At 64.8% G+C, this 24,864-nt stretch carries 27 protein-coding genes; 1 reads left to right on the top strand and 26 read right to left on the bottom strand.

Translation table 11 applies throughout. From position 1 onward, the window contains the following. Nucleotides 1-67: 67 nt before the first annotated feature. The 23 genes from sphst_RS08130 to relB all read right to left on the bottom strand — a co-directional run bounded on the left by sphst_RS08130 (nucleotide 68) and on the right by relB (nucleotide 21,323). On the bottom strand, nucleotides 68-835 hold the full coding sequence (locus sphst_RS08130; RefSeq protein ID WP_199848936.1) for a biotin--[acetyl-CoA-carboxylase] ligase: 768 nt from the start codon (nucleotides 833-835) through the stop codon (nucleotides 68-70). After that, nucleotides 802-2,247 carry an NADH-quinone oxidoreductase subunit NuoN gene (nuoN, locus tag sphst_RS08125; protein WP_031440946.1) on the bottom strand — a complete coding sequence of 482 codons (1,446 nt, stop codon included), beginning with the start codon at nucleotides 2,245-2,247 and terminating at the stop codon, nucleotides 802-804. Before nuoN ends, sphst_RS08130 begins: the two co-directional genes overlap by 34 nt. Next, on the bottom strand, nucleotides 2,247-3,779 hold the full coding sequence (locus sphst_RS08120; RefSeq protein ID WP_031393833.1) for an NADH-quinone oxidoreductase subunit M: 1,533 nt from the start codon (nucleotides 3,777-3,779) through the stop codon (nucleotides 2,247-2,249). Before sphst_RS08120 ends, nuoN begins: the two co-directional genes overlap by 1 nt. Next, a complete protein-coding gene (gene nuoL / locus sphst_RS08115) occupies nucleotides 3,779-5,887 on the bottom strand; it encodes an NADH-quinone oxidoreductase subunit L (protein WP_031393834.1) in 2,109 nt (702 codons plus the stop codon). The genes sphst_RS08120 and nuoL overlap by 1 nt, the downstream gene beginning before the upstream one ends. Nucleotides 5,888-5,892: 5 nt before the next feature. Further along, the gene (nuoK, locus tag sphst_RS08110; protein WP_031393835.1) at nucleotides 5,893-6,201 is read right to left on the bottom strand and encodes an NADH-quinone oxidoreductase subunit NuoK; all 309 of its coding nucleotides are present in this window, start codon (nucleotides 6,199-6,201) and stop codon (nucleotides 5,893-5,895) included. Next, a complete protein-coding gene (locus sphst_RS08105) occupies nucleotides 6,198-6,809 on the bottom strand; it encodes an NADH-quinone oxidoreductase subunit J (protein ID WP_031393836.1) in 612 nt (203 codons plus the stop codon). Before sphst_RS08105 ends, nuoK begins: the two co-directional genes overlap by 4 nt. A gap of 119 nt (nucleotides 6,810-6,928) precedes the next feature. Next, nucleotides 6,929-7,414, bottom strand: a complete 486-nt coding sequence (gene nuoI, locus sphst_RS08100) for an NADH-quinone oxidoreductase subunit NuoI (RefSeq protein ID WP_031393837.1) — start codon at nucleotides 7,412-7,414, stop codon at nucleotides 6,929-6,931. Continuing rightward, complete coding sequence (gene nuoH, locus sphst_RS08095) at nucleotides 7,411-8,460, bottom strand: NADH-quinone oxidoreductase subunit NuoH (protein WP_031393838.1); 1,050 nt, start codon at nucleotides 8,458-8,460, stop codon at nucleotides 7,411-7,413. Before nuoH ends, nuoI begins: the two co-directional genes overlap by 4 nt. Continuing rightward, a complete protein-coding gene (gene nuoG, locus sphst_RS08090; RefSeq protein WP_031393839.1) occupies nucleotides 8,457-10,451 on the bottom strand; it encodes an NADH-quinone oxidoreductase subunit NuoG in 1,995 nt (664 codons plus the stop codon). The genes nuoH and nuoG overlap by 4 nt, the downstream gene beginning before the upstream one ends. Then, a complete protein-coding gene (gene nuoF, locus sphst_RS08085; RefSeq protein WP_031393840.1) occupies nucleotides 10,451-11,752 on the bottom strand; it encodes an NADH-quinone oxidoreductase subunit NuoF in 1,302 nt (433 codons plus the stop codon). Before nuoF ends, nuoG begins: the two co-directional genes overlap by 1 nt. Further along, nucleotides 11,752-12,420, bottom strand: coding sequence for a complex I 24 kDa subunit family protein (locus sphst_RS08080; protein WP_031393841.1), 669 nt, complete (start codon nucleotides 12,418-12,420; stop codon nucleotides 11,752-11,754). Before sphst_RS08080 ends, nuoF begins: the two co-directional genes overlap by 1 nt. Next, nucleotides 12,420-13,631: an NADH-quinone oxidoreductase subunit D gene (locus tag sphst_RS08075; RefSeq protein WP_197975229.1), complete on the bottom strand. Its 1,212-nt coding sequence runs from the start codon at nucleotides 13,629-13,631 to the stop codon at nucleotides 12,420-12,422. Before sphst_RS08075 ends, sphst_RS08080 begins: the two co-directional genes overlap by 1 nt. A gap of 20 nt (nucleotides 13,632-13,651) precedes the next feature. Further along, nucleotides 13,652-14,500, bottom strand: coding sequence for an NADH-quinone oxidoreductase subunit C (locus tag sphst_RS08070; RefSeq protein WP_031393843.1), 849 nt, complete (start codon nucleotides 14,498-14,500; stop codon nucleotides 13,652-13,654). Beyond that, a complete protein-coding gene (locus sphst_RS08065; RefSeq protein ID WP_037527518.1) occupies nucleotides 14,497-15,066 on the bottom strand; it encodes a NuoB/complex I 20 kDa subunit family protein in 570 nt (189 codons plus the stop codon). Before sphst_RS08065 ends, sphst_RS08070 begins: the two co-directional genes overlap by 4 nt. Continuing rightward, the gene (locus tag sphst_RS08060; protein ID WP_031393845.1) at nucleotides 15,057-15,431 is read right to left on the bottom strand and encodes an NADH-quinone oxidoreductase subunit A; all 375 of its coding nucleotides are present in this window, start codon (nucleotides 15,429-15,431) and stop codon (nucleotides 15,057-15,059) included. Before sphst_RS08060 ends, sphst_RS08065 begins: the two co-directional genes overlap by 10 nt. 251 nt (nucleotides 15,432-15,682) lie before the next feature. Continuing rightward, on the bottom strand, nucleotides 15,683-16,495 hold the full coding sequence (locus tag sphst_RS08055; protein ID WP_031393846.1) for an inositol monophosphatase family protein: 813 nt from the start codon (nucleotides 16,493-16,495) through the stop codon (nucleotides 15,683-15,685). A 159-nt stretch (nucleotides 16,496-16,654) separates the two neighbouring features. Then, nucleotides 16,655-17,218 carry an elongation factor P gene (efp, locus tag sphst_RS08050; RefSeq protein WP_037527514.1) on the bottom strand — a complete coding sequence of 188 codons (564 nt, stop codon included), beginning with the start codon at nucleotides 17,216-17,218 and terminating at the stop codon, nucleotides 16,655-16,657. A 73-nt stretch (nucleotides 17,219-17,291) separates the two neighbouring features. Beyond that, nucleotides 17,292-17,900, bottom strand: coding sequence for a M23 family metallopeptidase (locus sphst_RS08045; protein WP_031393848.1), 609 nt, complete (start codon nucleotides 17,898-17,900; stop codon nucleotides 17,292-17,294). A 4-nt stretch (nucleotides 17,901-17,904) separates the two neighbouring features. Then, nucleotides 17,905-18,915 carry a L,D-transpeptidase family protein gene (locus sphst_RS08040; RefSeq protein ID WP_031393849.1) on the bottom strand — a complete coding sequence of 337 codons (1,011 nt, stop codon included), beginning with the start codon at nucleotides 18,913-18,915 and terminating at the stop codon, nucleotides 17,905-17,907. A 155-nt stretch (nucleotides 18,916-19,070) separates the two neighbouring features. Beyond that, nucleotides 19,071-19,757, bottom strand: a complete 687-nt coding sequence (thiE, locus tag sphst_RS08035) for a thiamine phosphate synthase (protein WP_031440955.1) — start codon at nucleotides 19,755-19,757, stop codon at nucleotides 19,071-19,073. Nucleotides 19,758-19,832: 75 nt separating this feature from the next. Beyond that, nucleotides 19,833-20,753 carry a class I fructose-bisphosphate aldolase gene (locus tag sphst_RS08030; RefSeq protein ID WP_031396574.1) on the bottom strand — a complete coding sequence of 307 codons (921 nt, stop codon included), beginning with the start codon at nucleotides 20,751-20,753 and terminating at the stop codon, nucleotides 19,833-19,835. Nucleotides 20,754-20,766: 13 nt separating this feature from the next. Next, nucleotides 20,767-21,096, bottom strand: a complete 330-nt coding sequence (locus tag sphst_RS08025) for a type II toxin-antitoxin system PemK/MazF family toxin (protein WP_081877811.1) — start codon at nucleotides 21,094-21,096, stop codon at nucleotides 20,767-20,769. Then, nucleotides 21,093-21,323 carry a type II toxin-antitoxin system RelB family antitoxin gene (gene relB / locus sphst_RS08020; protein ID WP_037527511.1) on the bottom strand — a complete coding sequence of 77 codons (231 nt, stop codon included), beginning with the start codon at nucleotides 21,321-21,323 and terminating at the stop codon, nucleotides 21,093-21,095. Before relB ends, sphst_RS08025 begins: the two co-directional genes overlap by 4 nt. Nucleotides 21,324-21,477: 154 nt before the next feature. Between relB and sphst_RS08015 the strand changes: the two genes are divergently transcribed. Next, nucleotides 21,478-21,987, top strand: a complete 510-nt coding sequence (locus sphst_RS08015; protein WP_031396571.1) for a TlpA disulfide reductase family protein — start codon at nucleotides 21,478-21,480, stop codon at nucleotides 21,985-21,987. Here the strand turns inward: sphst_RS08015 and sphst_RS08010 are convergent. The 3 genes from sphst_RS08010 to gap all read right to left on the bottom strand — a co-directional run bounded on the left by sphst_RS08010 (nucleotide 21,984) and on the right by gap (nucleotide 24,755). Further along, nucleotides 21,984-23,174, bottom strand: a complete 1,191-nt coding sequence (locus sphst_RS08010; RefSeq protein WP_031396570.1) for a phosphoglycerate kinase — start codon at nucleotides 23,172-23,174, stop codon at nucleotides 21,984-21,986. The genes sphst_RS08015 and sphst_RS08010 overlap by 4 nt on opposite strands. Beyond that, nucleotides 23,171-23,581: an MOSC domain-containing protein gene (locus tag sphst_RS08005; protein ID WP_051916703.1), complete on the bottom strand. Its 411-nt coding sequence runs from the start codon at nucleotides 23,579-23,581 to the stop codon at nucleotides 23,171-23,173. The genes sphst_RS08010 and sphst_RS08005 overlap by 4 nt, the downstream gene beginning before the upstream one ends. Before the next feature lie 163 nt (nucleotides 23,582-23,744). Beyond that, nucleotides 23,745-24,755, bottom strand: coding sequence for a type I glyceraldehyde-3-phosphate dehydrogenase (gene gap, locus sphst_RS08000; RefSeq protein ID WP_031396568.1), 1,011 nt, complete (start codon nucleotides 24,753-24,755; stop codon nucleotides 23,745-23,747). Nucleotides 24,756-24,864 lie beyond the last annotated feature (109 nt).

Below are 24,864 nucleotides of genomic sequence, written 5' to 3'. Positions count from 1 at the left end.
AACCTTCAACCTTTCCGTGCGGATAGTGCATAGTCGAGACCCGCGGCGATGGCGATGACGCGCCGCGTCACAGCAGGAATATGTCGGCGGCGTGGATGACACGACGCTCGCCCGACGCGGTGCGCAGGATCAACGCGCCATCGACATCGAGCCCCACGAACAGCCCCTCGATCGCGTCGCCGTCCGCGAGCCGCGCGGTCAGCGCGGTGCCCGCCGGATGCGCGCAATCGAGCCAGCGCGCGCGGATCGGCGCCAGCCCCTCCGTCCGCCAGCGCGCGACCCAGCGCGCAAACCCGTCGGCAAGGATGTCGAGGAACGACGCGGGCTCAACGACGACGCCGTACACCGTGAGATCAGTCGTCTTGCGATCGGCCAACTCGGGATGGTGCGCGATGTTGACGCCGAAACCAACGACGACCGCATCGTCGGCCCGCTCGAGCAGGATGCCGGACAGCTTTGCATCGGCAAGTAACAGGTCGTTCGGCCATTTGAGCAGCAACGTCGCGCTCGAGTCCGTCGTCCCTTGGCGGATACCGGCGACGAGGAAGGTCGAGACGGTCTCATACAACGCGACCGCCGCGACGAGCGCAAGGCTGGCAGCGGGCGGATCGCCCGGACGCAGCCGCACCAGCGTGCTCGCATAGAGATTACCGTCGGGGGACGACCATTCCCGCCCCTGCCGGCCGCGCCCCGCAGTCTGCCGGACCGCCCTCAGCCAGAGGCCGTCATCGGCACCGGTGCGGGCCAGCGCCAGCAGGTCGGCATTGGTCGATCCTGTCTCCGCAACGGTACGGATGATGCTCAGAACAACGCCCGCGCTGCCGCCATCGTCCATGCTCCAAGCACGGGGATGAGCAGATAGCCGGCCGGCGAGACGAACACTGCCGCCAGTGCAATCAACCCGCCCTCGACCTTGTTCTCCATCGGCGCAAAGGCGGGTGCCGGATCGTCGAAGTACATCGTCTTGACGACGCGCAGGTAATAATAGGCGCCGATCACCGATGCCGCGATGCCGACCACGGCGAGCGGGAAGAGGCCTGCATCGACTGCCGCACTGAACACCGCGAACTTCGCATAGAAGCCGAACAGCGGCGGGATGCCGGCAAGGCTGAACATGAAGATCGCGAGTGCGGCAGCGAGCCCCGGCCGCGTCCGCGACATGCCCGCCAGGCTCGCGATCGTCTCGACCGGCTGCCCGTCATCGCCGCGCATCTGCAGCACGACCAGGAACGACCCCAAGGTCATTGCGACATAGATGGTCAGATACATCAGCACGCCCGACACACCTTCCGGCGTCCCTGCAGCGAGACCGATCAGCGCGAACCCGACATTGTTGATCGACGAATAGGCCAGCAGGCGCTTGACGTTGGTCTGACCGATTGCCGCGACCGCACCGAGGATGATCGAGGCGAGCGCCGCGAAGATCACGATCTGACGCCACTGGTCCGTCGCCGGCCCCATTGCCTCGATCGCGACGCGTACCGCCATCGCCATTGCCGCGACCTTGGGTGCCGAGGCGAAGAAAGCGGTGACGGGCGTCGGTGCGCCCTCATAGACATCGGGCGTCCACATGTGGAACGGCACTGCGCTGATCTTGAATGCGAGCCCTGCGAACACGAACACCAGACCGAACAGCAAGCCAAGCGACTTGGTCCCGGCATAGGCATCCGCGATGCCCGAGAACAATGTGGTGCCGCTGAACCCGTAGACCAGCGAGATGCCGTACAACAGGATGCCGCTGGCGAGCGCGCCGAGCACGAAATACTTCAGACCCGCCTCGGCCGAGCGCCCGTCGCGCCGCATGAAGCTGGCGAGGACGTACGCCGCAAGGCTCTGCAGCTCGAGACCGACATAGAGCGTCAGCATGTCGCTGGCCGAGACCATGATGCCCATGCCACAGGCCGACAACAGAATCAGTACCGGATATTCGGGACGAAGATCCTCACCCTGCGACCGTGCGAAGAAGCTCGGCGCCATCATGATCGCGACCGCGGAGGCGATGTAGATCAGCACCTTGGCAAAGGCACCGAACGCATCGGCACGGTAAAGGCCGTCGAACGCATAGCCGCCCGACGATGCCGGGCCGACCAGCGCGATCCCGGCGCCGACCAGAACGAACACGGAGGCGATCGACACGGCGCGCGTCGACGTGTCCCCGCCCCAGGCCGAGACGAGCATCAGCGCGATCGCGCCCAGTGCCAGCACCAGCTCGGGCAGCGTCATTGCGATGTTAGCGGCGTATTCCATCAGTGTGCCTCCCCGTGCGCGGCTTCATGCACGGTGGCGGGCTTCCCCGCAGTTGGGTTCGAATCGCTGGCCGGCTTGGCGCGGTCGACGCGCGCGAGCAGGACGCTGACATCCTTGCGCATCGGCGCGAGGAAGCTCTCGGGATAGACGCCCATCCACAGCACGACGGCTGCGATCGGCGCGAGCAACCAGAATTCGCGCGCCGACAGGTCGACCATACCGCGAACGTCGTCCGACTTGATCTCGCCGAAGACCACGCGACGGTACAGATACAGCATGTACGCCGCGCCGAGGATGATGCTCGTCGTGCAGAGCAAAGCCGTCCAGGTCGAGACCTGATAGGTGCCCATCAGCGACAGGAACTCGGCGACGAAGCCGCTGGTGCCCGGCAGGCCGATCGACGCCATGGTGAAGAACAGGAAGAAGATCGCATAGCGCGGCATGTTGATCGCCAGGCCGCCATAGCGCGAGATCTCGCGGGTATGGAGCTGGTCGTAGATCACGCCGACGCACAGGAACAATGCACCCGATACCAGCCCGTGGCTCAGCATCATGATCATCGCGCCTTCGATGCCCTGGCGGTTGAACGCGAACAGGCCGATCGTGACGATCGCCATGTGCGCGACCGACGAATAGGCGATCAGCTTCTTCATGTCCGACTGCACGAGCGCGACCAGCGACGTGTAGATCACCGCGACCGCCGACAGGCCGAAGATCAGCCAGGTGAGCTGGCCCGACGCCTCGGGGAACATCGGCAGCAGGAAGCGCAGGAAGCCGTATCCGCCCAGCTTGAGCAGCACGCCCGCCAGGATTACCGACCCTGCGGTCGGCGCCTGCACGTGCGCGTCAGGCAACCAGGTGTGGACCGGCCACATCGGCATCTTGACCGCAAACGACGCGAAGAACGCCAGCCACAGCCAGGTCTGCACATGCGCCGGGAAGTCGTAGTTGAGCAGCGCTGGGATGCTCGTCGTGCCCGCGGTCTTCGCCATGTACAGCATCGCGATGAACATCAGGACCGAGCCGAGCAGCGTGTACAGGAAGAACTTGTACGACGCGTAGATCCGGTTCGCGCCGCCCCAGATACCGATGATCAGGTACATCGGGATCAGGCCGGCCTCGAAGAATACGTAGAACAGGAACAGGTCCTGCGCCGCGAACGTGCCGATCATCAGCACTTCGGTGAACAGGAACGCCGCCATATATTCCGGCACGCGCGTCGTGATCGAGCGCCAGCTGGCACCGATGCAGATCGGCATCAGGAACACGCTGAGCATGATCAGCATCAGCGCGAAGCCGTCGATGCCGAGCGACCAGCCGAACGGCCCGAAGATGCCGGGGGCATGCTCGACGAACTGCCACTGCGCGCCGCCGATGTCGAAGTTCATCCACAGCATAATGCCGAGTACGAAGTCGATCAGCGTTGCCGCCAGCGCGAGCATCCGCGCCGTGTTCGCCGAGACGAACAGGCACGCGATAGCCGCGATCATCGGGACCGCGATCAGGACGGAGAGGATAGGAAAGCCGGTCATCAATAGAGTCCGATCGCCCAGGTTACGGCGGCTGTCAGGCCGATCAGCATGACGAAGGCATAGGTGTAGAGATATCCCGTCTGGAAGCGGCCGGCGACGCGCGCGCCGACCTGGACCAGCCAGGCAGACCCGTCGGGGCCGAACCGGTTGATCGTCTTCTCGTCACCGCGGTGCCACAGGAAGCGGCCAATCGCGAAGGCGGGGCGGACGAAGATCAGGTCGTACAGCTCGTCGAAATACCACTTATGCAGCAGGAAGTCGTAGAGCACGCCGAACTGTTCGATCACCTTGCCCGGGAAGGACGGGTTCTTGATATAGGCGTACCAGGCGGTCAGCAGGCCGAGCAGCATCGCGATCGTCGCCGACAGCTTGATGATGAGCGGCACGCCGTGCATCTCGTGCATCAGATGTTCGCGGAACGCGAGTGCGCCCTTCCAGAACTCTTCGCCTGCACTCGGCTCGATGAAGTAGCCGTGGAAGACAAAGCCTGCGAGCACCGCACCGATCGACAAAACGATCAGCGGGATCAGCATCGGCAGCGGGCTCTCATGCGGGTGATACCCGCCATCGCCTTCTGCCGGCGCATGCACGGCATCGTGATGATCATGCGGCGCATGGCCTGCGTCCTCGGCCTTGGCCGGGTTCGCGTGATGGTCGTCCGCATGATGCGCGTCGTGCGCATGGTCGTCATGACCGTGCGCATCGTGGAGCGCATGCTGGATATGCTCCGATGCAGCCCAGCGCGGCTTGCCCCAGAAGGTGAGGAACATCACGCGCCACGAATAGAAGCTGGTGAGCAGCGCGACGAGCACGCCGACGAACCACACGCCCGGCTGACCCGCGGCCCAGCTCGCCTCGATGATCGCATCCTTCGAATGGAAGCCTGCGAACCCGAATGCGGTGTTGCCGAAGATGCCGGGGATGCCGACGCCGGTGATCGCGAGCGTACCCGCCATCATGCCCCAGAACGTCACTGGGATCTTCTTACGCAGGCCGCCATAATAGCGCATGTCCTGCTCGTGGTGCATCGCATGGATCACCGAGCCGGCACCCAGGAACAGCAGCGCCTTGAAGAAGGCATGCGTGAACAGGTGGAACATCGCCGCGCCGTACGCGCCGACGCCGGCCGCGAAGAACATGTAGCCGAGCTGCGAACAGGTCGAATAGGCGATGACGCGCTTGATGTCGGTCTGGACGAGACCGCAGGTCGCGGCGAACAGGCAGGTCGCGGCACCGACCGAGGTGACCACAGTCAGCGCAACCGGGCTCATCTCGAACATCGGCGACAGGCGGCACACCATGAACACGCCTGCGGTGACCATGGTCGCCGCGTGGATCAGCGCCGACACCGGGGTCGGGCCTTCCATCGCGTCCGGCAGCCAGGTGTGCAGGCCGAGCTGTGCCGACTTGCCCATCGCGCCGACGAACAGCAGCAGGCAGAGCACCGTCATCGTATCGAGGCGGTAGCCGAGGAAGCCGATCGTCGAACCGGCCATGCCGGGTGCAGCCGCCAGGATCTCGGGGATCGAGACCGTGCCGAACACGAGGAACGTGCCGAAGATGCCGAGCATGAAGCCCAGATCGCCGACGCGGTTGACGACGAACGCCTTGATCGCGGCAGCGCTGGCCGAGGGCTTGCGGAACCAGAACCCGATCAGGAGGTAGGACGCGAGGCCCACGCCTTCCCAGCCGAAGAACATCTGGACGAGGTTGTTCGCGGTCACGAGCATCAGCATCGCGAAGGTGAACAGCGACAGATACGCAAAGAAGCGCGGCTGGTCGGGATCCTCGTCCATATAGCCCCAGCTATACAGATGGACGAGTGCCGACACCGACGTGACGACGACGAGCATCACCGCGGTCAGCGCATCGACGCGCAGCGACCACGCGACGTTCATGTCGCCCGACTGGATGAAGTTGAGCAACGGCTCGACGGTCGCGCTGCTGGTGCCCGCCATGAAACCGAGGAAGATCGGCCAGGACAACAGGCACGACGCGAACAACGCGGCCGTGGTGACGATTTTCGCCGGCACGTTGCCGATCGCGCGATTGCCGAACCCGGCAACGATCGCGGCCAGTAATGGCAGGAAGACGATAAGCTGGATCAACCGTATTACCCCTTCATCCGGTTGACGTCGTCGACCGCAATGGTGCCGCGACCGCGGAAATAGATGACCAAGATGGCCAGGCCGATGGCGGCCTCACCCGCTGCGACCGTCAGCACGAACATCGCGAACACCTGTCCGACGAGATCGTTCAGAAAGGCCGAGAAGGCGACGAGATTGATGTTCACCGCGAGCAGGATCAGCTCGATCGCCATCAGGATGACGATGAGGTTTTTGCGGTTCAGGAAGATGCCGAGCACCCCCATGGTGAACAGGATCGCCGCGACGACGAGGTAGTGGACGAGACCGATCGTCACAGTTCGACTCCCTGCCCGACGACCGGGCGCGTGTTGCGCGTTGCGTCCTGCGGACGGCGTGCGTTCTGACGACTGATGTTCTGCGCCTTCACGCCGCCACGCTGGCGATGCGTCAGCACGATCGCACCGATCATCGCGACGAGCAGGACGAGCCCGGCCGCCTCGAACACGAACAGATAGCGCGTGTAGAGCAGGTTGCCGATCGCCTGGATATTGGGCACCCGCGCATCGATCGGCGCCGCGCGCCGCGCGAGCTGGATCGGCCCGGTGCTCCACGCGCCGATCGCGATCATGACCTCGGCCGCGAGTGCGACCGCGAGCGCCAGCCCGATACCGAAATACCGCGCCACGCCGGCGCGCATCTCGGCAAAGTCGATGTCGAGCATCATGACGACGAAGAGGAACAGCACCGCGACCGCGCCGACATAGACGATGACGAGCAGCATTGCGATGAACTCGGCCCCGACGAGGATCATCAGACCCGCCGCGTTGAAGAAGGCGAGGATCAGCCACATCACCGAATGGACCGGATTGCGCGACGCGATCGTCATGGCGCCCGACAGGACGACGACGAAGGCGAAGATATAGAAGGCTAAGGCCTGGATCATGAGGTCCTCGTCACCCCAGCGAACGCTGGGGTCTCACGCCGCGCGGGCGCGCTCGGAAACGGGGAGATCCCAGCCTGCGCTGGGATGACGGAGTTAATCTGTGTCATCGCGGCGCTCGCTTAACGGTACGGCGCATCGGCGGCAAGGTTCGCCGCGATCGCGCTTTCCCAGCGATCGCCGTTATCGAGCAGCTTCGACTTGTCGTAGATCAGCTCTTCGCGCGTCTCGGTCGAGAATTCGTAATTCGGACCCTCGACGATCGCATCGACCGGGCACGCCTCGGCGCACAGGCCGCAATAGATGCACTTGGTCATGTCGATATCGTAGCGCGTCGTGCGGCGCGAGCCGTCGTCGCGCGGCTCGGCCTCGATCGTGATCGCCTGGGCGGGGCACACGGCCTCGCACAGCTTGCACGCGATGCACCGCTCTTCACCGTTGGGGTAACGACGCAGCGCATGCTCGCCGCGGAACCGCGGGGACACCGGGTTACGCTCGTACGGATAGTTGATCGTCGCCTTTTCCTTGAAGAAATAGCGAAGCGTCAACGCGTGCGCCTTCACGAATTCCCACAGGGTGAACGACTTGATGATCTGAGCAACGCTCATGAACCCACTCCAACGCGCGTCAGCATCAACACGCCCGACACGAGGAAAACCCAGAACAGCGAGACGGGCAGGAAAATCTTCCAGCCGAGCCGCATCAGCTGATCATAGCGATAGCGCGGCACGGTCGCCTTCACCCAGCTGAACAGGAAGAAGAAGAACAGGATCTTGGCGAACAGCCAGATGATCCCCGGCACGTAATAGAGCGGTGCCCAGTCAACCGGCGGCAGCCACCCACCCCAGAAGAGCGTCGCGTTGAGCGCACACATCAGGATGACGTTGGCGTACTCGCCCAGCCAGAACAGCGCGAATGCCATCGACGAATATTCGGTCTGGTAGCCGGCGACGAGCTCGCTCTCCGCTTCGGTCAGATCGAACGGTGCACGCTGCGTTTCCGCCAGGCTCGAGATGAAGAACATCACCGCCATCGGGAACAGCAGCGGATTGACGATGTAGCCGTTGATATGAAGCCCGAACATGTTCTGCTGCGCGGTCACGATGCCCGACAGGTTGAACGTGCCCGACCACAACACGACCGAGATCAGGATGAACCCGATCGCGACTTCGTAGCTGACCATCTGCGCGGCCGCACGCAGCGCCGAGTAGAACGGATATTTCGAATTCGACGCCCAGCCCGCGAGGATGATCCCGTACACGCCGAGCGACGACGCCGCGAGCACGTAGAGCAAGCCGACATTGATGTCGGCGAGCACGACGCCGGGCTGGAACGGGATCACCGCCCAGACGATCAGCGCGACCGTGAAGGTGATGATCGGCGCCAGCAGGAACAGCGCGCGATTGGCGGCTGCCGGGACGATCGTCTCCTGCAGGAACACCTTCAGGCCGTCGGCAAAGCTCTGCAGCAGGCCGAAGGGACCCACCACGTTCGGACCACGCCGAAGCGCCATCGCCGCCCAGATCTTGCGATCGGCATAGATGATCATCGCGACCGCCAGCATCACCGGCAGCGCGATCGCGAGAATGTCGATGATCGTCGCGAGGAAGAACGCCCAGTCGTAACCGAGCGAGGATTCGAACCAGGAGATCATTCGGCTGCCTCCGCAAAGTCTTCCCCGTGGAGAAGTTCAGCCGAGCAGCGCTGCATCGTCGGCGATGCGCGGCAGATCGCGTTTGTCAGGTAGAAATCCTTGATCGGATAGCCGGCCAGAACCCCCTCGCCCGCACCGCCGAGCGACGGCGGGTTCCACTCGAACGTCGCGAGCGCCTGGTGACGCAGCGCGGGAACGGCAGCGAACATTTCTTCGCGCAGCCCCTCGAAGCTGTCGAACGGCAGCGTGTGGCCAAGCGTGTCGGACAGCGCGCGGAAGATCGACCAGTCGTCGCGCGCATCGCCGGGGGCGAACACCGCACGCTCGCCGCGCTGGACGCGACCCTCGAGGTTGACCCAGGTTCCCGACTTCTCGGCATAGGTCACGCCCGGCAGGATGACGTCGGCAGCCGCCGCACCCTTGTCGCCGTGATGACCAACGAACACCTTGAAACCCGCGAACTGGCTGAAATCGACCTCGTCCGCGCCGAGGAAGAAGCCGAGCTTCGCCCCCATCACGTCGGCGATGCCGCCCGTCTGCGCATAGCCGAGCATCAGCCCGCCCATCCGCGACGCCGCCATATGGACCACGTTGAAGCCGTTCCAGCCGTCCTTGACGAGGCCCAGCGTGTCGACGAGCTTCAGCGCGGCGCCGTGGCCACCCTTCAGCGCCGCGCCACCGACGATCACCATCGGACGCTCAGCCTTGCCGAACGCCTCGGTCACCGCGTCGGGCAGATTGCCGAGCAGCGCCAGATCGTCGCCGAGCCACTCGACCTTGTAGGTCAGCTCGGTCTCAGGCCCGATCGCGAAGACCTTCGCGCCCTTCTTGATCGCCTTGCGAACCCGCGTGTTCACCAGCGGCGCTTCCCAGCGCAGGTTGGTGCCAACCAGCAGGATCGCGTCAGCACGCTCGGTACCGGCGATCGTCGTGTTGAAATTGACCGCGGCGATGTTCGACGCGTCATAGGCCATGCCGGTCTGGCGGCCCTCGAGCATCGTCGAGCCCATCTTCGCGAGCAGCGCCTTGGCGGCGTACATCGTCTCGCAATCGACCAGGTCGCCTGCGACCGCGGCCACGCTCGACCCGGCGTCAACCGCCTTGATCGCCGCGAAGGCCTCGTCCCAGGTCGCGGGCTGGAGCTTGCCGTTCACGCGAACATACGGCTTGTCGAGACGACGACGCACGAGACCGTCGATCGCGTGGCGCGTCTTGTCGGTCGCCCACTCCTCGTTCACGTCCTCGTTGATCCGCGGCACGCAGCGCAACACCTGGCGACCGCGGCTGTCGAGCCGGATGTTGGTGCCGACCGCGTCCATAACGTCGATCGTCAGCGTCTTGCGGAGCTCCCAAGGACGCGCCTCGAACGCGTACGGCTTCGACGTCAGCGCACCGACCGGGCACAGATCGACGACGTTGCCCGACAGCTCGCTCTTGACCGCATTCTCGAGGTACGAGGTGATCTGCATGTCCTCGCCGCGGAAGATCGCACCGATCTCCTCGACGCCGGACACTTCCTCGGCAAAGCGGATGCAGCGCGTGCACTGGATGCAGCGGGTCATGACCGTCTTCACGATCGGACCCATATATTTCTCGGTGACCGCGCGCTTGTTCTCGTCATAGCGCGAATGGCCGCGGCCATAAGCGACCGACTGGTCCTGCAGATCGCACTCGCCGCCCTGATCGCAGATCGGGCAATCGAGCGGATGGTTGATCAGCAGGAATTCCATGATGCCCTCGCGGGCATTCTTGACCATCGGCGAGTTGGTGAAGATCTCCTGCTTGTCCGCGGCCGGCAGCGCGCATGACGCCTGTGGCTTGGGCGGACCGGGCTTCACCTCGACCAGGCACATCCGGCAATTGCCGGCAATGCTCAGGCGCTCGTGATAACAGAAACGCGGGATCTCCTTGCCGGCAAGCTCGCACGCCTGCAGCACGGTGGCACCCTGCGGCACCTCGATCTCTACGCCATCGACTTTGACTAAGGGCATTACTCTGCGGCTTCCATCATCGGCGCGGTGTCACCACCACGTTCGCGGATACGGCGTTCCATCTCTGGGCGGAAATGCTTGATCAGGCCCTGGATCGGCCAGGCTGCGGCGTCGCCGAGCGCGCAGATCGAGTGACCCTCGACCTGCTTGGTGACCTGCTGGAGCATGTCGATCTCGGACAGCTCGGCATCGCCTGTGCGCATCCGCTCCATCACGCGCCACATCCAGCCGGTGCCTTCGCGGCACGGCGTGCACTGGCCGCAGCTCTCATGCTTGTAGAAGTAGGAGATGCGGCTGATCGCACGGACGATGTCGGTCGACTTGTCCATGACGATGATCGCCGCGGTGCCGAGGCCCGAACCGACCGCCTTCAGGCCATCGAAATCCATCGCGCAGTCCATGATCTGCGCGGCGGGCACCAGCGGCACCGAAGAGCCACCAGGGATCACGGCGAGCAGATTGTCCCAGCCGCCACGAATCCCGCCGCAATGCGTCTCGATCAGGTCGCGGAACGAGATGCTCATCTCTTCCTCGACAACGCACGGCTTGTTCACATGGCCGCTGATCTGGAACAGCTTGGTACCGCGGTTGTTTTCTGCGCCGAAGCTCGAGAACCAGGCAGCACCGCGCCGCAGAATCGTCGGTGCGACCGCGATCGATTCAACGTTGTTGACGGTCGTCGGGCAGCCATAGAGGCCTGCGCCCGCCGGAAATGGCGGCTTGAGGCGCGGCTGGCCCTTCTTGCCCTCGAGACTCTCGAGCATCGCGGTCTCTTCGCCGCAGATGTACGCGCCCGCACCACGGTGAACGAACACGTCGAAGTCGTAGCCCGACCCGCACGCATTCTTGCCGACGAAGCCACGATCATAGGCCTCGGCAACGGCCGCGAACAGCGTCTCGGCCTCGCGGATATATTCGCCGCGGATGTAGATGTACGCGGCGCGCGCGCGCATCGCGAACCCGGCGATCAGCGCGCCCTCGATCAGCTTGTGCGGATCGTGCCGGATGATCTCGCGATCCTTGCAGCTGCCCGGCTCGGATTCGTCGGCGTTGATGACGAGGAAGTTCGGCCGGTCGGGCTTCGGCTCCTTGGGCATGAACGACCATTTGGTGCCGGTCGGGAACCCTGCCCCGCCGCGGCCACGCAAGCCGCTCGCCTTCATCACGTCGATGATCGCGTCCTGGCCGAGCGCCATCAGGTCCTTGGTATTGTCCCAATCGCCGCGCATGATCGCCGCGTCGATATTCCACGGCTGAAAACCGTAGACGTTGGTGAAGATGCGGTCCTTGTCGGCGAGCATCAGGCCCACTCCCCCCGGTAATCGTGGTTCGCGTCGACCATCGCCTTGAGCGAGGTCGGGCCGCCTTCGGGGCAGCTCGCGCGGCGACCGAATTGCGGCCCCGGCGTCGGCGTGCCGCCACTGGCAAGCGCCTCGAGGATCTCGGTCGTCTTGTCGTAGTCGAGATCTTCGAAGTTATCGTCGTTGATCTGAACCATCGGCGCGTTCGCGCAGGTGCCCAGGCACTCGACCTCGGTCAGCGTGAACATGCCGTCCGGCGTCGTGCCGCCCTTGACGAGGCCACGGTTCTTGCACGCAGCCAGCACGTCGTCCGACCCGCGCAACATGCACGGCGTCGTGCCACAGACCTGTACGTGATAGCGGCCGACCGGTGCGAGATTGAACATCGTGTAGAAGGTCACGACCTCATAGACGCGCATGTACGGCACGCCGATCTGACGCGCGACGAACTCGATTACCGGCACCGGCAACCAGCCCTGGGTCTGCGTTTCCGCACCGACCTGGCGCTGGGCAAGATCGAGGAACGGGATCGACGCCGACTGCTCGCGGCCCTTGGGGTAGCGCCCGAGGATCTCGTTCGCCTTCACCTGGTTCTCGTCCGTCCAGGCGAACGAGCCCCAGCGTGCGCGGGTCTCTGCCTCATCGGGAATTTTCGGAGCTTCAGCCATCAGCGGTCACATTCACCAAAAACGATATCCATCGCGCCGAGGATCGCGGTCGTATCTGCCAGCATGTGACCCTTCGCCATGAAGTCGAAGGCCTGGAGATGCGAAAACGCGGTCGGGCGGATCTTGCAGCGGTACGGCTTGTTGCTGCCGTCGGCGACCAGATACACGCCGAACTCGCCCTTGGGGCTTTCGGTCGCCACATAGACGTCGCCGGCGGGCACGTGGAAGCCCTCGGTATAGAGCTTGAAGTGATGGATCAGCGCTTCCATCGACTGCTTCATCTCGGCGCGCTTGGGCGGCACGACCTTGCGGTCGAGCGACGCAATCGGACCCTCGGGCATGTCGCGCAGGCACTGCTTCATGATCCGTGCCGACTGACGCACTTCTTCGACGCGCACCATGAACCGGTCATAGCAGTCGCCACGCGTGCCGACCGGCACGTCGAAGTCCATCTTGGCGTAGACGTCATAGGGCTGCGACTTGCGCAGATCCCAGGCGATGCCGGAGCCGCGGATCATCGGGCCCGAAAAGCCCCATTTGATCGCATCGTCACGGCTGACGATCGCAATGTCGACATTGCGCTGCTTGAAGATGCGGTTGTCCGCGACGAGCGAAATCGCATCCTCGAACAGCCGCGGCAGGCGCGTGTCGAGCCAGTCGCCGATATCGGCGAGCAGCTTGAGCGGCGCATCCTGATGCACGCCACCCGGACGGAAATAATTGGAATGCATGCGCGCGCCGCTGACGCGCTCGAAGAAGTTCATGCAGTCTTCGCGGATCTCGAACAGCCACAGGTTCGGCGTCATCGCACCGACGTCCATGACGTGGCTGCCGAGGTTGAGCATGTGGTTCGAGATGCGCGTCAGCTCGGCAAAGAACACGCGCAGATACTGCGCACGCTCAGGGACTTCGAGGTCAAGCAGCTTCTCGACCGCCAGCACCCAGCTATGCTCCATGCACAGCGGCGAGCAGTAATCGAGACGATCGAAATAGGGCAGCGCCTGCGTGTAGGTCTTGTACTCGATCAGCTTCTCGGTGCCGCGGTGAAGCAGCCCGACATGCGGGTCGACACGTTCGACGATCTCGCCGTCGAGCTCCATGACCAGGCGGAGCACGCCGTGCGCCGCGGGATGCTGTGGACCGAAGTTAATCGTGTAGTTCTGGATCGTGACGTCGCCGGTCGTGGGATCGGCCGCATCGCCCTCGCCCAGAAGCTCCTCTACATAGAGACTCACTGGTTCTGTCCTCCGCCCTTGGTCGGAATCACGTCCGACTCCACGGGCTTGTCCTGCTTCTGGTTGCCCGGATCGGGCTCGCCCGCACCGCTCTGCGAGGTGTTCTGGACGTCCTTCTTCGCATAGGGCTCGCTCGGCGCGTCGGGCGCCTTGGTCGCGCTCTGCGCCGCATCCGCCTTGACGATCGTATCGGCCGACAGCGGCGTCTGCGCGCCCTTGGCCTGTGGCAGCGCGCCCTTCTCGTCACCCGGAAGGACGTATTCGGCGCCCTCCCAGGGGCTCATGAAGTCGAACGTGCGGAAATCCTGAGCAAGCTGCACCGGCTCGTACACGACGCGCTTCGCCTCTTCCGAATAACGCAGCTCGACATACCCCGTCAGCGGGAAGTCCTTGCGCTGCGGATGGCCGCGAAAACCGTAATCGGTCAGGATGCGGCGCAGGTCCGGGTTGCCGCTGAACAGCACGCCGTACATGTCGTACACTTCGCGCTCGAGCCAGCCGGCGACCGGCCAGATGTCGGTCACCGACGGCACCGGCTTGTCCTCGTCGGTCGCGACATGGACGCGCAGGCGGTGGTTCCGCGTCAGCGACAGCATGCAGTAGACGACCTCGAACCGCTCGGCACGATCGGGATAGTCGACGCCGGCGATTTCCATGAGCTGCTGATAGGCAAGCCCCGGCGTATCACGTAGCGCGATCATCGCGTCGTACAGATCTTCACGACGGACGTGCAGAGCGACCTCGCCGACCTTGTCGACCGCGTCGAGCAGCATGCCGCCGAGCGCGGCGCGAGCCGCGTCGATCACGCCGTCATTGGCGGCATAGGCTGGTGCGGGCGCCCTCACCGTTCGATGCTCCCGGACCGCCGGATCTTCCGCTGCAACTGCATGATGCCGTACAACAGCGCTTCCGCAGTCGGCGGGCAACCCGGGACGTAGATGTCGACGGGGACGATCCGGTCACAACCGCGCACGACGCTGTAGCTATAATGATAATAGCCGCCGCCGTTCGCGCACGATCCCATCGAGATCACGTATTTCGGCTCCGACATCTGATCGTAGACCTTGCGGAGTGCGGGCGCCATCTTGTTGCACAGCGTGCCGGCGACGATCATCACGTCCGACTGACGCGGCGACGCGCGCGGTGCGGCACCGAAGCGCTCCAGATCGTAGCGCGGCATGTTGACGTGGATCATCTCGACCGCGCAGCAGGCGAGCCCGAACGTCATCCACCACAGCGAGCCGGTACGGGCCCACTGAAACAGCTCCTCGGTCGAGGTGACCAGGAAACCCTTGTCGGTCAGTTCACCGTTCAGGCCGTCGAAAAAGCCCTGGTCGGGCGGCACGATCGCGCCACCGCCGGCGGGTGCCAGCAGACCGGAACCGGGCTGCGATGTGAGCTCTACTCCCAATCGAGTGCTCCCTTCTTCCATGCATAGGCGAGGCCGAGGGCCAGTTCGCCGATAAAGATCATCATCGAGATCCACGCGGTCCAGCCGAGCGTGAAGACCGAGACGGCCCAGGGAAACAGAAACGCCGCCTCGAGATCAAAGATGATGAAGAGGATGGCGATTAGGTAGAAGCGCACGTCGAACTGGCTGCGCGGATCCTCGAATGCGGGGAAGCCGCACTCATATTCGCTCAGCTTCTCGGGCGTAGGCTTGTGCGACCCGGTGAGCCTGGAGACAGCCATCGGCAGGAACACGAACGTGCTCGACAATGCGATGGCGACCCCGAGGAACAGGAGGATCGGAAGATAGTGCGACAGGTCGACCAAATGGCTTCTCGCAGATGCGAACAGATGGGGAGCCTTTAGGCCGATGGGCCCCGTGGGGCAAGGCTAGCAGCCCGTGAGAATCACTCGCAAGAGCTGTATGAGCCCCGCGGGAAACCTGCGTTACCTGCATGGTTCTGCAAGCAACGGCAGCCGCCAGGCGCCGGTCGTAGCCCCCAGCAAGACCGTCACCCCAGCAAAAACTGGGGTGACGGACATTTGGCAGGCCGGCCCGGCCTACCGACCCAAATGCATCAGCGCAGCGCGCCGGCCACCAGCTTATGCAGGCGCGAATGCAGCGCATCATTCGCCGCGAGGAACTCGTTGCGCTCCATCGCGCGGTCGCCACCGCGGAAGTCGGTCACGTAGCCGCCCGCTTCCTTGACCAGCAACATCCCCGCCGCGACGTCCCACGGCTTCAGGTTCGATTCCCAGAAGCCGTCGAACCGCCCGGCTGCCAGCCAGGCAAGATCGAGCGCCGCCGCGCCGAGACGGCGGATCCCCGCCACCTCGGGTGCGACCGCACCGAAGATGCGGCTCCACTGCGCGAAATCGCCATGACCGAGGAACGGGATACCCGTCGCGATCAGCGAATCGGCTAGATCGCGCCGCGACGACACGCGCAGGCGCTGGTCGGTCAGCCACGCGCCGCGGCCTCGCTCAGCCCAGAAGCTCTCGTCGGTGAGCGGCTGATACACCAGCGCTGTGGTGACCTCGCGCTTGCCGTTCGGCATCGGCTCCTCGACCGCGATCGAGATGCAGAAATGCGGGATGCCGTGAAGGAAGTTCGACGTGCCATCGAGCGGGTCGACGATAAAGCGCGGCTTGTTGGGATCACCCGCGACCTCGCCGCGCTCCTCCATCAACATGCCCCAGTCGGGGCGTGCGTGGCTCAGCTCTTCGAAGATCGTCTGCTCGGCGCGCTGGTCGGCCTGGCTGACAAAGTCGGCGGGACCCTTGCGGCTGACCTGCAGCTGCTGAACCTCATTGAAATCGCGGCGCAGGCGCGGTGCGGCCTTGCGGGCGGCGCGCTCGATGACGGTCATGATGCCGGAATGGCTGGGCATTGTCTTCTATCTCCCCCCTCCCGCATGCGGGAGGGGCCGGGGGTGGGCGCGCGCAATCGTCGTCGCGCAACGTCAGTCGGTAACGCCACTATCGGTGCGTGCCGTGGAGGGCGGGCGCCCACCCCCCAGCCCCCTCCCGCTTGCGGGAGGGGGAGTCGTTCAATCAGCACGCCTTACATAGGTCTGCTCATAGACATCGACCACGATCCGCGTGCCGGCACCGATATGCGGCGGGACCATCACGCGCACGCCGTTCTCGAGCACCGCGGGCTTGTACGACGACGAGGCGGTCTGCCCCTTCACGACGGCATCGGCCTCGACGATCAGCGCCTCGATCGTGTCGGGCAACTGGACCGAGATCGGCCGCTCTTCCCAGAGCTCCATCACGACATCCATGCCGTCCTGCAGGAACGCCGCGGCGTCGCCCAGGATGTCGGCATCCAGCGTGATCTGCTCGTAATTGACCTTGTCCATGAAGGTCAGCGCGTCGCCGTCGCGGAACAGATACTGGAAGTCGACGGTGTCGAGCCGGACCTTCTCGACGCTCTCGGCAGAGCGGAAGCGCGTGTTGCTCTTGCGGCCGTCGATGAGGTTCTTCATCTCGACCTGCATATAGGCGCCGCCCTTGCCGGGCTGCGTGTGCTGAATCTTCACGGCGCGCCAGATGCCGCCCTCATATTCAAGGATGTTGCCGGGACGAATCTCGACCGCGTTGATCTTCATGACCGATTCCTGCTGGAAAGAGCTAGGGGCCGTCCGCCAGGCAAGGCCGTGCGGAAACCCGAAGCCGCGCGCTTTAGCGAGATGGCCGCGCGCGAGCAAGCAGCGGGTAGGGATTGACCTCCTCGCCCTGCCACCAGCGCTGGCCCGGCTGCATCCGGCTCACCCCGAAATGCAGGTGATAATTGCCCGCGCCCGCGTCACCGGTGTCGCCGACATAGCCAAGGCGGTCCCCCGCCGCGACCGCCATTCCTTCGCGCACGCCCGGCGCATAGCCCGCGAGGTGCGCGTAATAATAGGTCCAGCGCCGGTCGGGTGACCGGACATAGACGGTGATCCCGCCAAGCGCGCTCTGGAACAGCTTCTCGATTCGTCCAGGCGCCGCGGCGACGACCGGTGTACCGCCCGCCGCCATGATGTCGGTGCCGTGATGCCCGCGCAGCCCGCCGCCGCGCGGATCGTTCCAGCTGTTGCCGACCGCGGTGCGCTTCACGCCGAGCACCGGCATCGTCAATGCTCGCGGCGCATCAGCATTCTGGACCTCTGCCTCAGCCTTCGGAGAGGCTGGCGACGGTGTGCGCCACGCCACCGCCTGCCGCCCACCGTCGCCGAACGACAGCATCGAAGCGAACGCGCCGCCAACCGCGACGATCAGCGCGAGAATAACCCAGAACGTCCGCGTCATGCGATCAGGCCTGGAAGACCGCCTTGGTCCCCGGCTTGATCATCATCGACAGTCGCGCCGCATCCCAGTTCGTCAGGCGGATACAGCCATGGCTTTCGGCGCGCCCGATCGTCTCGGGGTTGGGGGTGCCGTGAATGCCGTAATGATCCTTCGAAAGGTCCATCCAGACCACGCCGACCGGACCGTTCGGCCCCGGCGGCAGCATCTCCTTCTTCTGCCCCTTCTTCGCATCCCAGAACAGCGCCGGGTTGAAGTGGAATTTGGGGTTATAGTCGGAGCCCTTGATCGTCCATGTCCCCAGCGGCAGCGGGTCGTGGCTCGACCCCATCGTCGCGGAGAACTGCGCGATCAGCTTATCGTTCGCGTCGAGCACCCGCAGCACGCCGTCAGACTTGTCGACGACGACATGATCGGCCTGAGGCTGCTTCGCATCGACGTTCAGCATGTTGAGCGTCGCGCGCCAGTCGGGGCGGAACTTGGGATCATAGTCGCGCGACGTCGGCAGAGCGTTGGGGAACACCACCTTTGTCCCCGCCGACAGTTTGGTCGACGGCGAGTTGAGGGCCATGATCACCGCAGGCGTGGTGTGGAACATCTCACCCAGCTTCTCCATGACCGTCCGGTAGCCGATCGTCTGAAGCTCGGCCTGCTTCGCCGGGTCCTTGGGCAGCGGATTGACGAACGGCCCCGCGAGCATCTCGGGCGTCAGCGCAACCATGACCGTCGGCCGTGCCGCACGATAGGGATAGAGCGCGCGCATCGTCTGCGTGTCGGGCTTGCCCGTGATCGGCAACCCCTTGGCCTCCTGGAACCCCTTCAACGCCGCGACGAGCGACTGACCACCGCGTCCGTCGAGTACGCCCGGACCGAAACCCAGATGATCGAGGATCACCTGGACATGCAGTACGTTGCGGTCGATCGGTACCGGCTTGGCAGGGACAGGCTGCGCCACCGCCGGCAGGGCCGCGAGCAGGCAACCTGCAAGAACCGAAGCTTTCGTCACAAATGCCGTCATGCTCGTCATCCCAACCGTTACGCTACTGCATCAAACGGTTAGAACGACGGTTGTTTCCGTAGCGCCACCCAAGACCCCTCCCGTCATCCTGACGAAAGTCAGGATCCAGAGCCAAGCAGCGCGCCGCCCGAAGCATCCGGCGACGGACAACCTAATCAGCGCTTGGCGAGCACCTCGCCAAATGCCTTGACCGCAGCGACCTCGTCACCATTCCAGACGGCGCCCGACACCGCGATGAAATCGGCCCCCGCCGCCGCCAGCGCCGCGGCATTGTCCGGCGTAATCCCGCCGATCGCGACACACGGCATCTCGAACAGCGTCGACCACCAGGACAGGAGCACGGGCTCGGCCAGATGCTCGACGGTCTTGGTCGTGGTCGGATGAAAGGCCCCGAACGCGACATAGTCGGCGCCGGCCTCGCCCGCTTCCATCGCCAGATGCCGGCTGCCGTGACAGGTCACGCCGATCTGCGCATTGGGGCCGAGCTGCGCGCGCGCCTCGCGCGGATCGCCATCGCTCTGCCCGAGATGCACGCCGTCCGCGTCGAGCCGCTTCGCCAGCCCGATATCGTCGTTGACGATGAACGCGACGTCGCGCTCGGCGCAGATCGCGCGCAGCGGCGCGCCGAGCGCCGCAGCGGCGTGCTGGTCGATGTCCTTCACGCGGAACTGGAACGCCGCCACCGGCCCGGCGTCGAGCGCACGTGCCAGCCGCTCGGGAAAGTCGCCGCCGACGTCGAGCGGCGAGACGAGATAGAGCTGACATGGCGGCCGCCGCATGTCGCGGCGGAAATTCTCGGCGAATGTCGGGTCGAGCGGGCCCAGCGGATCTTCTTCGGTCATTCCCCGCCCCTAGCGGGTCGCGCCGCGCCCGTCACCCCGGCGCAGAGCCGGGACGACGGACGGGCGAAGCCGCGCTTATTCCTCGTTCTTGTAGATCCGGATGATCCGGTCGAGCATCGCCAGTGCCTCGTCGCGCGGACGCTGGAACGTGTTGCGGCCGATGATCGAGCCGTTGCCACCGCCGTCACGAATGTCGCGTGCATCCTGGAAGACCGCATCCGCACCCTTGGACGCGCCGCCCGAGAACACGTTGATGCGACGCCCGGCAAAGCTCGACTGGACGACGTGTTTGACGCGATCGGCCTGCTTGGACCAGTCGGTGCCGGCATAAAGCGGCTTAGCTTCCTTCTGCTCGATATGATCGGTCGGCAGCTTGGTCTTGATGATGTGCGCGCCGAGCAGCGCCGCCATGTGCGCGGCATAGGCGCCGACGTCGAGCGCGAGCTCGCCGTCCTTGGTCAGCTCGCCGCCACGCGGATAGGACCAGATCACGGTCGCGATGCCGACCGACTTGGCCTCTTCGCTCAGCTCGCGGATTTCCTCGACCAGGTCGAAGAACTGGTCCGCGCCCGGATAGATGGTGAAGCCGATCGCCGCCGAGCCGAGCCGCACCGCATCCGCCACGGTCGCGGTCACCGCCTGGTCGATCGTGGTCGCCCAGCTGTTCGAGCTGTTGCACTTCAGAATCGTCGGGATCTGCCCGGCGAACGTGTCCGCGCCCGCCTCGAGCATGCCGAGCGGCGCTGCATAGGCGCTGAGCCCCGCGTCGATCGCGAGCTGGTAATGATAGTGTGGGTCATAGGCCGCCGGATTGACCGAGAAGCTGCGTGCCGGGCCGTGCTCGAAACCCTGGTCGACGGGCAGGATCACCAGCTTGCCGGTACCGCCGAGCTTGCCCTGCATCAGGATGCGCGCAAGGTTCGCCTTTACCGCCGAACTCGTGGCCTCATACTTGTCGAGGATAGTCTTGATTTGCGGTGTGATCGTCGAGGTCATGGTCATTCCTGTCTTAGAGTTCGAGCCAGCGGCGCAGCGCGTCGTCGACCCGGGTCATGGTGGTGATGGGTATCGTACCGATAATCTTGACGATGGCGTTGCGGTCGAGCGTGTCGAGCCTGTCGACCTGAATCTCGCTGTCGCAGAGAAGACCCGTCTCGGGCGACGCCTCGAGCGACACGCGAAAGAGGCTGGTGCCGGTGATGACGCTGGTGAGTGGGCACAGCGAGACCGTGCCATGATCAGCGAACAGGTCTGACTGAACGACGAGGAACGGTCGTGGCTTCCGGGAAGACTCCCCTTTGCCAGCCCCGATCACGACCATGCCCCGTGTAATTTTCACGTCAGGGACTCCGCGAACATGGCATCCCAGTCTTCGTCCTTCGCGTGTCGATCATGTGCGGCAGCGAGGAGCGATTGCCGCTTTGCCTCCGCAAGGAACGCTTCATCGTGGCGTTCGACGTAGCGGCGCACGGCTTCACGTGCGATATCGCTCTTGCTGCGCCCTTGCGTGCGGGCGACCGCCGCGAGTCGTTCTTCGAGGTCGCTATCGAGCCTGACGCCCAGCATCCGAGTCTCCGTTTAACATGTTAAACATAGGCAAGGGGCGGCGCTTGATCAACCCCTGCTCGACTGTACTCGAACGCGCGCCAGGGACGGATTGACGCACCATCCCCGGACGCCGAGGTTGGCGTCGGGAAAACCTCCGGGGGGAGAGCGGGCAATGACGGTTTCGATAAAGGGCGTGATCGCGAGCGCTCTGGCGCTGGCGATCGCGATGACGCCGTCTCACGCGTCAGCGACGATCAAGGTCGGCGACCGGGCGCCGAAATTCGAGATGACGCTGATCGACGGCAGCAGGATCAGCAGCACCGACCTGCACGGACAGGTCGTCATCCTCAATTTCTGGGCGACATGGTGCGGGCCGTGCAAGGCGGAATTACCGCTGCTCGATACCTATTACCGGCTGCGCAAGGACAATGGCCTGCGCGTCTTCGCGGTCGCAACCGAAGACTCGCTCCCGGCATACAAACTGAAACCGGTCTTCGCGGCGCTGGCGATACCATCGGCCCGGCGGATCAAGGGCGCGTTCGGCGTCATGGGCGCGCTGCCGACCAACTACATCATCGATCGCGCCGGGGTCGTCCGCTATGCGAAACCCGGCGCGTTCGACCTGGCCGACCTGAACACGCTGCTCGTGCCCCTGCTCAACGAGCCGGCGCCGACGCCTTAACGGGTCAGCGCGGCGACGCCGGGCAGGTCCTTGCCCTCCATCCATTCCAGGAACGCACCGCCCGCGGTCGACACGAAGGTAAACGCATCCGCGACCCCGGCATGGTTGAGCGCCGCGACCGTATCGCCACCGCCTGCGACCGAGACCAGCGAACCACCCTCGGTGAGCGCCGCCGCCGTCCTGGCGAGCGCGACCGTGGCGGTATCGAACGGCGGCGTCTCGAACGCGCCGAGCGGACCGTTCCAGACCAGGGTCCGGCAATTCTTCAGGACGTCACCAAGCGATTCGACCGCAGCCGGCCCGACGTCGAGGATCATCTCATCCGCTGCGACCTCGTGCACGTTGATCGTGCGCGTGGCGGGGTTCGGCTTGAACTCCTTCGCAACGACGACGTCATAGGGCAGATGGACGGTGCAGTTCGCCTTGTCGGCAGCCTCCATGATCTGTTCGCAGGTCGCAGCGAGTTCATGCTCGCACAGGCTCTTGCCAACATCGACGCCGCGCGCCGCGAGGAAGGTGTTGGCCATGCCGCCGCCGATGATCAGGTGATCGACGCGCGTGACCAGGTGCCGCAGCACGTCGAGCTTCGACGAGACCTTCGCACCGCCAACGACCGCGGCGACGGGATGCTCCGGGGCGCCCAGCGCCTTCTGGAGCGCGTCGAGCTCGGCCTCCATCGCGCGGCCGGCAAAGGCGGGCAGGACATGCGCCAGCCCCTCGGTCGACGCGTGCGCGCGGTGCGCGGCGGAGAAGGCGTCGTTGACGTAGAGATCGCCGAGGCTGGCGAAGCGCGTGACCACCGCCGGATCATTCGTCTCCTCGCCGCCGAAGAAGCGCGTGTTCTCGAGGACGGCGATGTCACCAGGTTCGAGCATCGCGACCGCGTCGTCCGCGCCCTCCCAGTCGACATAGCGAACCTCGCGGCCCAGCACGTCGCTATACGGCCGGACGACCTGCGAAAGCGAAAATTCCGGGCTCGGATTGCCCTTGGGGCGGCCGAAATGGGCGAGGATCAGGACGATCGCACCCTTGTCGGCCAGTTCGCCGACCGTTGCGACGGTCGCCCGCAAGCGCGTGTCGTCGGTGACGGCGCCTTCGGCCATCGGCACGTTGAGGTCTTCGCGGACGAGTACGCGCTTGCCCCGCACATCGCCCATGTCGTCGAGCGTCTTGAATGGCCTGCTCATGGTTCTTCGATCCTGATCTCGTCACCGACGGCGATTCTGCCGCCCATCAAAACGCGGGTACACGCCCCGCCCCGCCAGTCGGGCGTGAGCGCGGCGAACAATCCTGGCGCCAGGGCTTCCATGCGTTCGCACGGATCGGTGTGGCGCGTCACCTCCAGCACCACGTCCGCGCCGATGCTAAGCCGGGTGCCAGGTATCTGGGGAAGGTCGAAGCCGTCGACGAGAAGGTTCGCGCGGCGTTCGTACCAGGGAATATCACAGCCAACCTCGGCCATCGCGGCGTCCCAGTCGCCGCGTTCGAGCAACGTGACCTGACGCCGCCCCCTGCCGCCGGGCTTCACATAGCCGCGAAAGTCACCGTGCAAGCCGGCCTCGATGGTGATCTCGACATGGTCGATGACCTCCATCGGGGCTTTCGCGCGAGCGTGACGCGCGATGCCGGCGATCGTGCCTGCGGCCCCGGCCTCTTTCCCGTTCGTGTCGAGCACAGTCGAGACACCATCTTTCACGGACGGCGACTTCTCGACTGCGCTCGAAGCGAACGAAAGAGGGGGTACATAGATCGCAAGTTCAGATGAACTTCGCCATCGCGGTGGCCGTATCGACCATGCGGTTCGAGAAGCCCCATTCATTGTCGTACCAGCTGACGACGCGGACCAGCTTGCCGTCGATCACCGCGGTCTCCAGGCTGTCGATCGTCGACGAGGCCGGGGTATGCTGGAGATCGATCGAGACGAGCGGCTCGTCCGACCAGTCGAGCACGCCGACCAGCGGACCGCTCTCGGATGCGGCCTTCAGCACCGCGTTCACTTCTTCGCGGGTCGTGTCGCGCGAGGGCGTGAAGGTCAGGTCGATCAGCGAGACGTCCGGCACGGGCACGCGGATCGCCGAGCCGTCGAGCTTGCCCTTCAGTTCGGGCAGCACTTCGGACACGGCACGCGCGGCGCCCGTCGTGGTCGGGATCATCGACATCGCCGCAGCGCGTGCGCGACGCAGGTCCGGGTGGATCTGGTCGAGGATCTTCTGGTCGTTGGTATAGGCATGGATCGTCGTCATCAGCCCGCGCTCGATTCCGATCGCGTCGTTCAGCACCTTGGCGACGGGGGCCAGGCAGTTGGTCGTGCACGACGCGTTCGACACGATCGTGTGCTCGGCCGTCAGCTTGTCGTGGTTAACGCCGTAGACGACCGTCAGGTCGACATTCTTGCCCGGTGCCGAGATCAGCACCTTCTTGGCGCCGGCGTCGAGATGCTTCTGGCAGCTTGCCTTGTCGGTGAAGAAGCCGGTGCATTCGAGCACGATGTCGACGCCCAGTTCGGCGTGCGGCAGGTTGGCGGGGTCGCGCTCGGCGGTGACGCGGATGCGCTTGCCGTCGACGACGAGTTCATTGCCCTCGGCCGACACGTCGCCCGGATATTTGCCGTGAACGCTGTCGCGCTTGAACAGCCAGGCGTTCGACTTGGCGTCGCCGAGATCATTGATCGCGACGAGTTCGAGTGCGCCGTTCGACTGCTCGAGAACCGCGCGGGCAACGAGCCGGCCGATCCGCCCGAAACCGTTGATCGCAACCTTGACCGTCATTGCTGTATCTCCGCTACGCCCGTGAGTCCGTTCCGGGCGCGCTGCCTTTGCGGGGCGGTGGGGCGCCCTGTCAACACCATGGACGGTGTACGGCACGGGCGAAAGCCGC

It is taken from the genome of Sphingomonas sp. STIS6.2 (assembly GCF_000732685.2).
GTDB lineage: Bacteria > Pseudomonadota > Alphaproteobacteria > Sphingomonadales > Sphingomonadaceae > Sphingomonas > Sphingomonas aerolata.
Note: the sequence above shows the minus strand (reverse complement) of the source record. Positions and strands in the feature narration are given on the sequence as shown.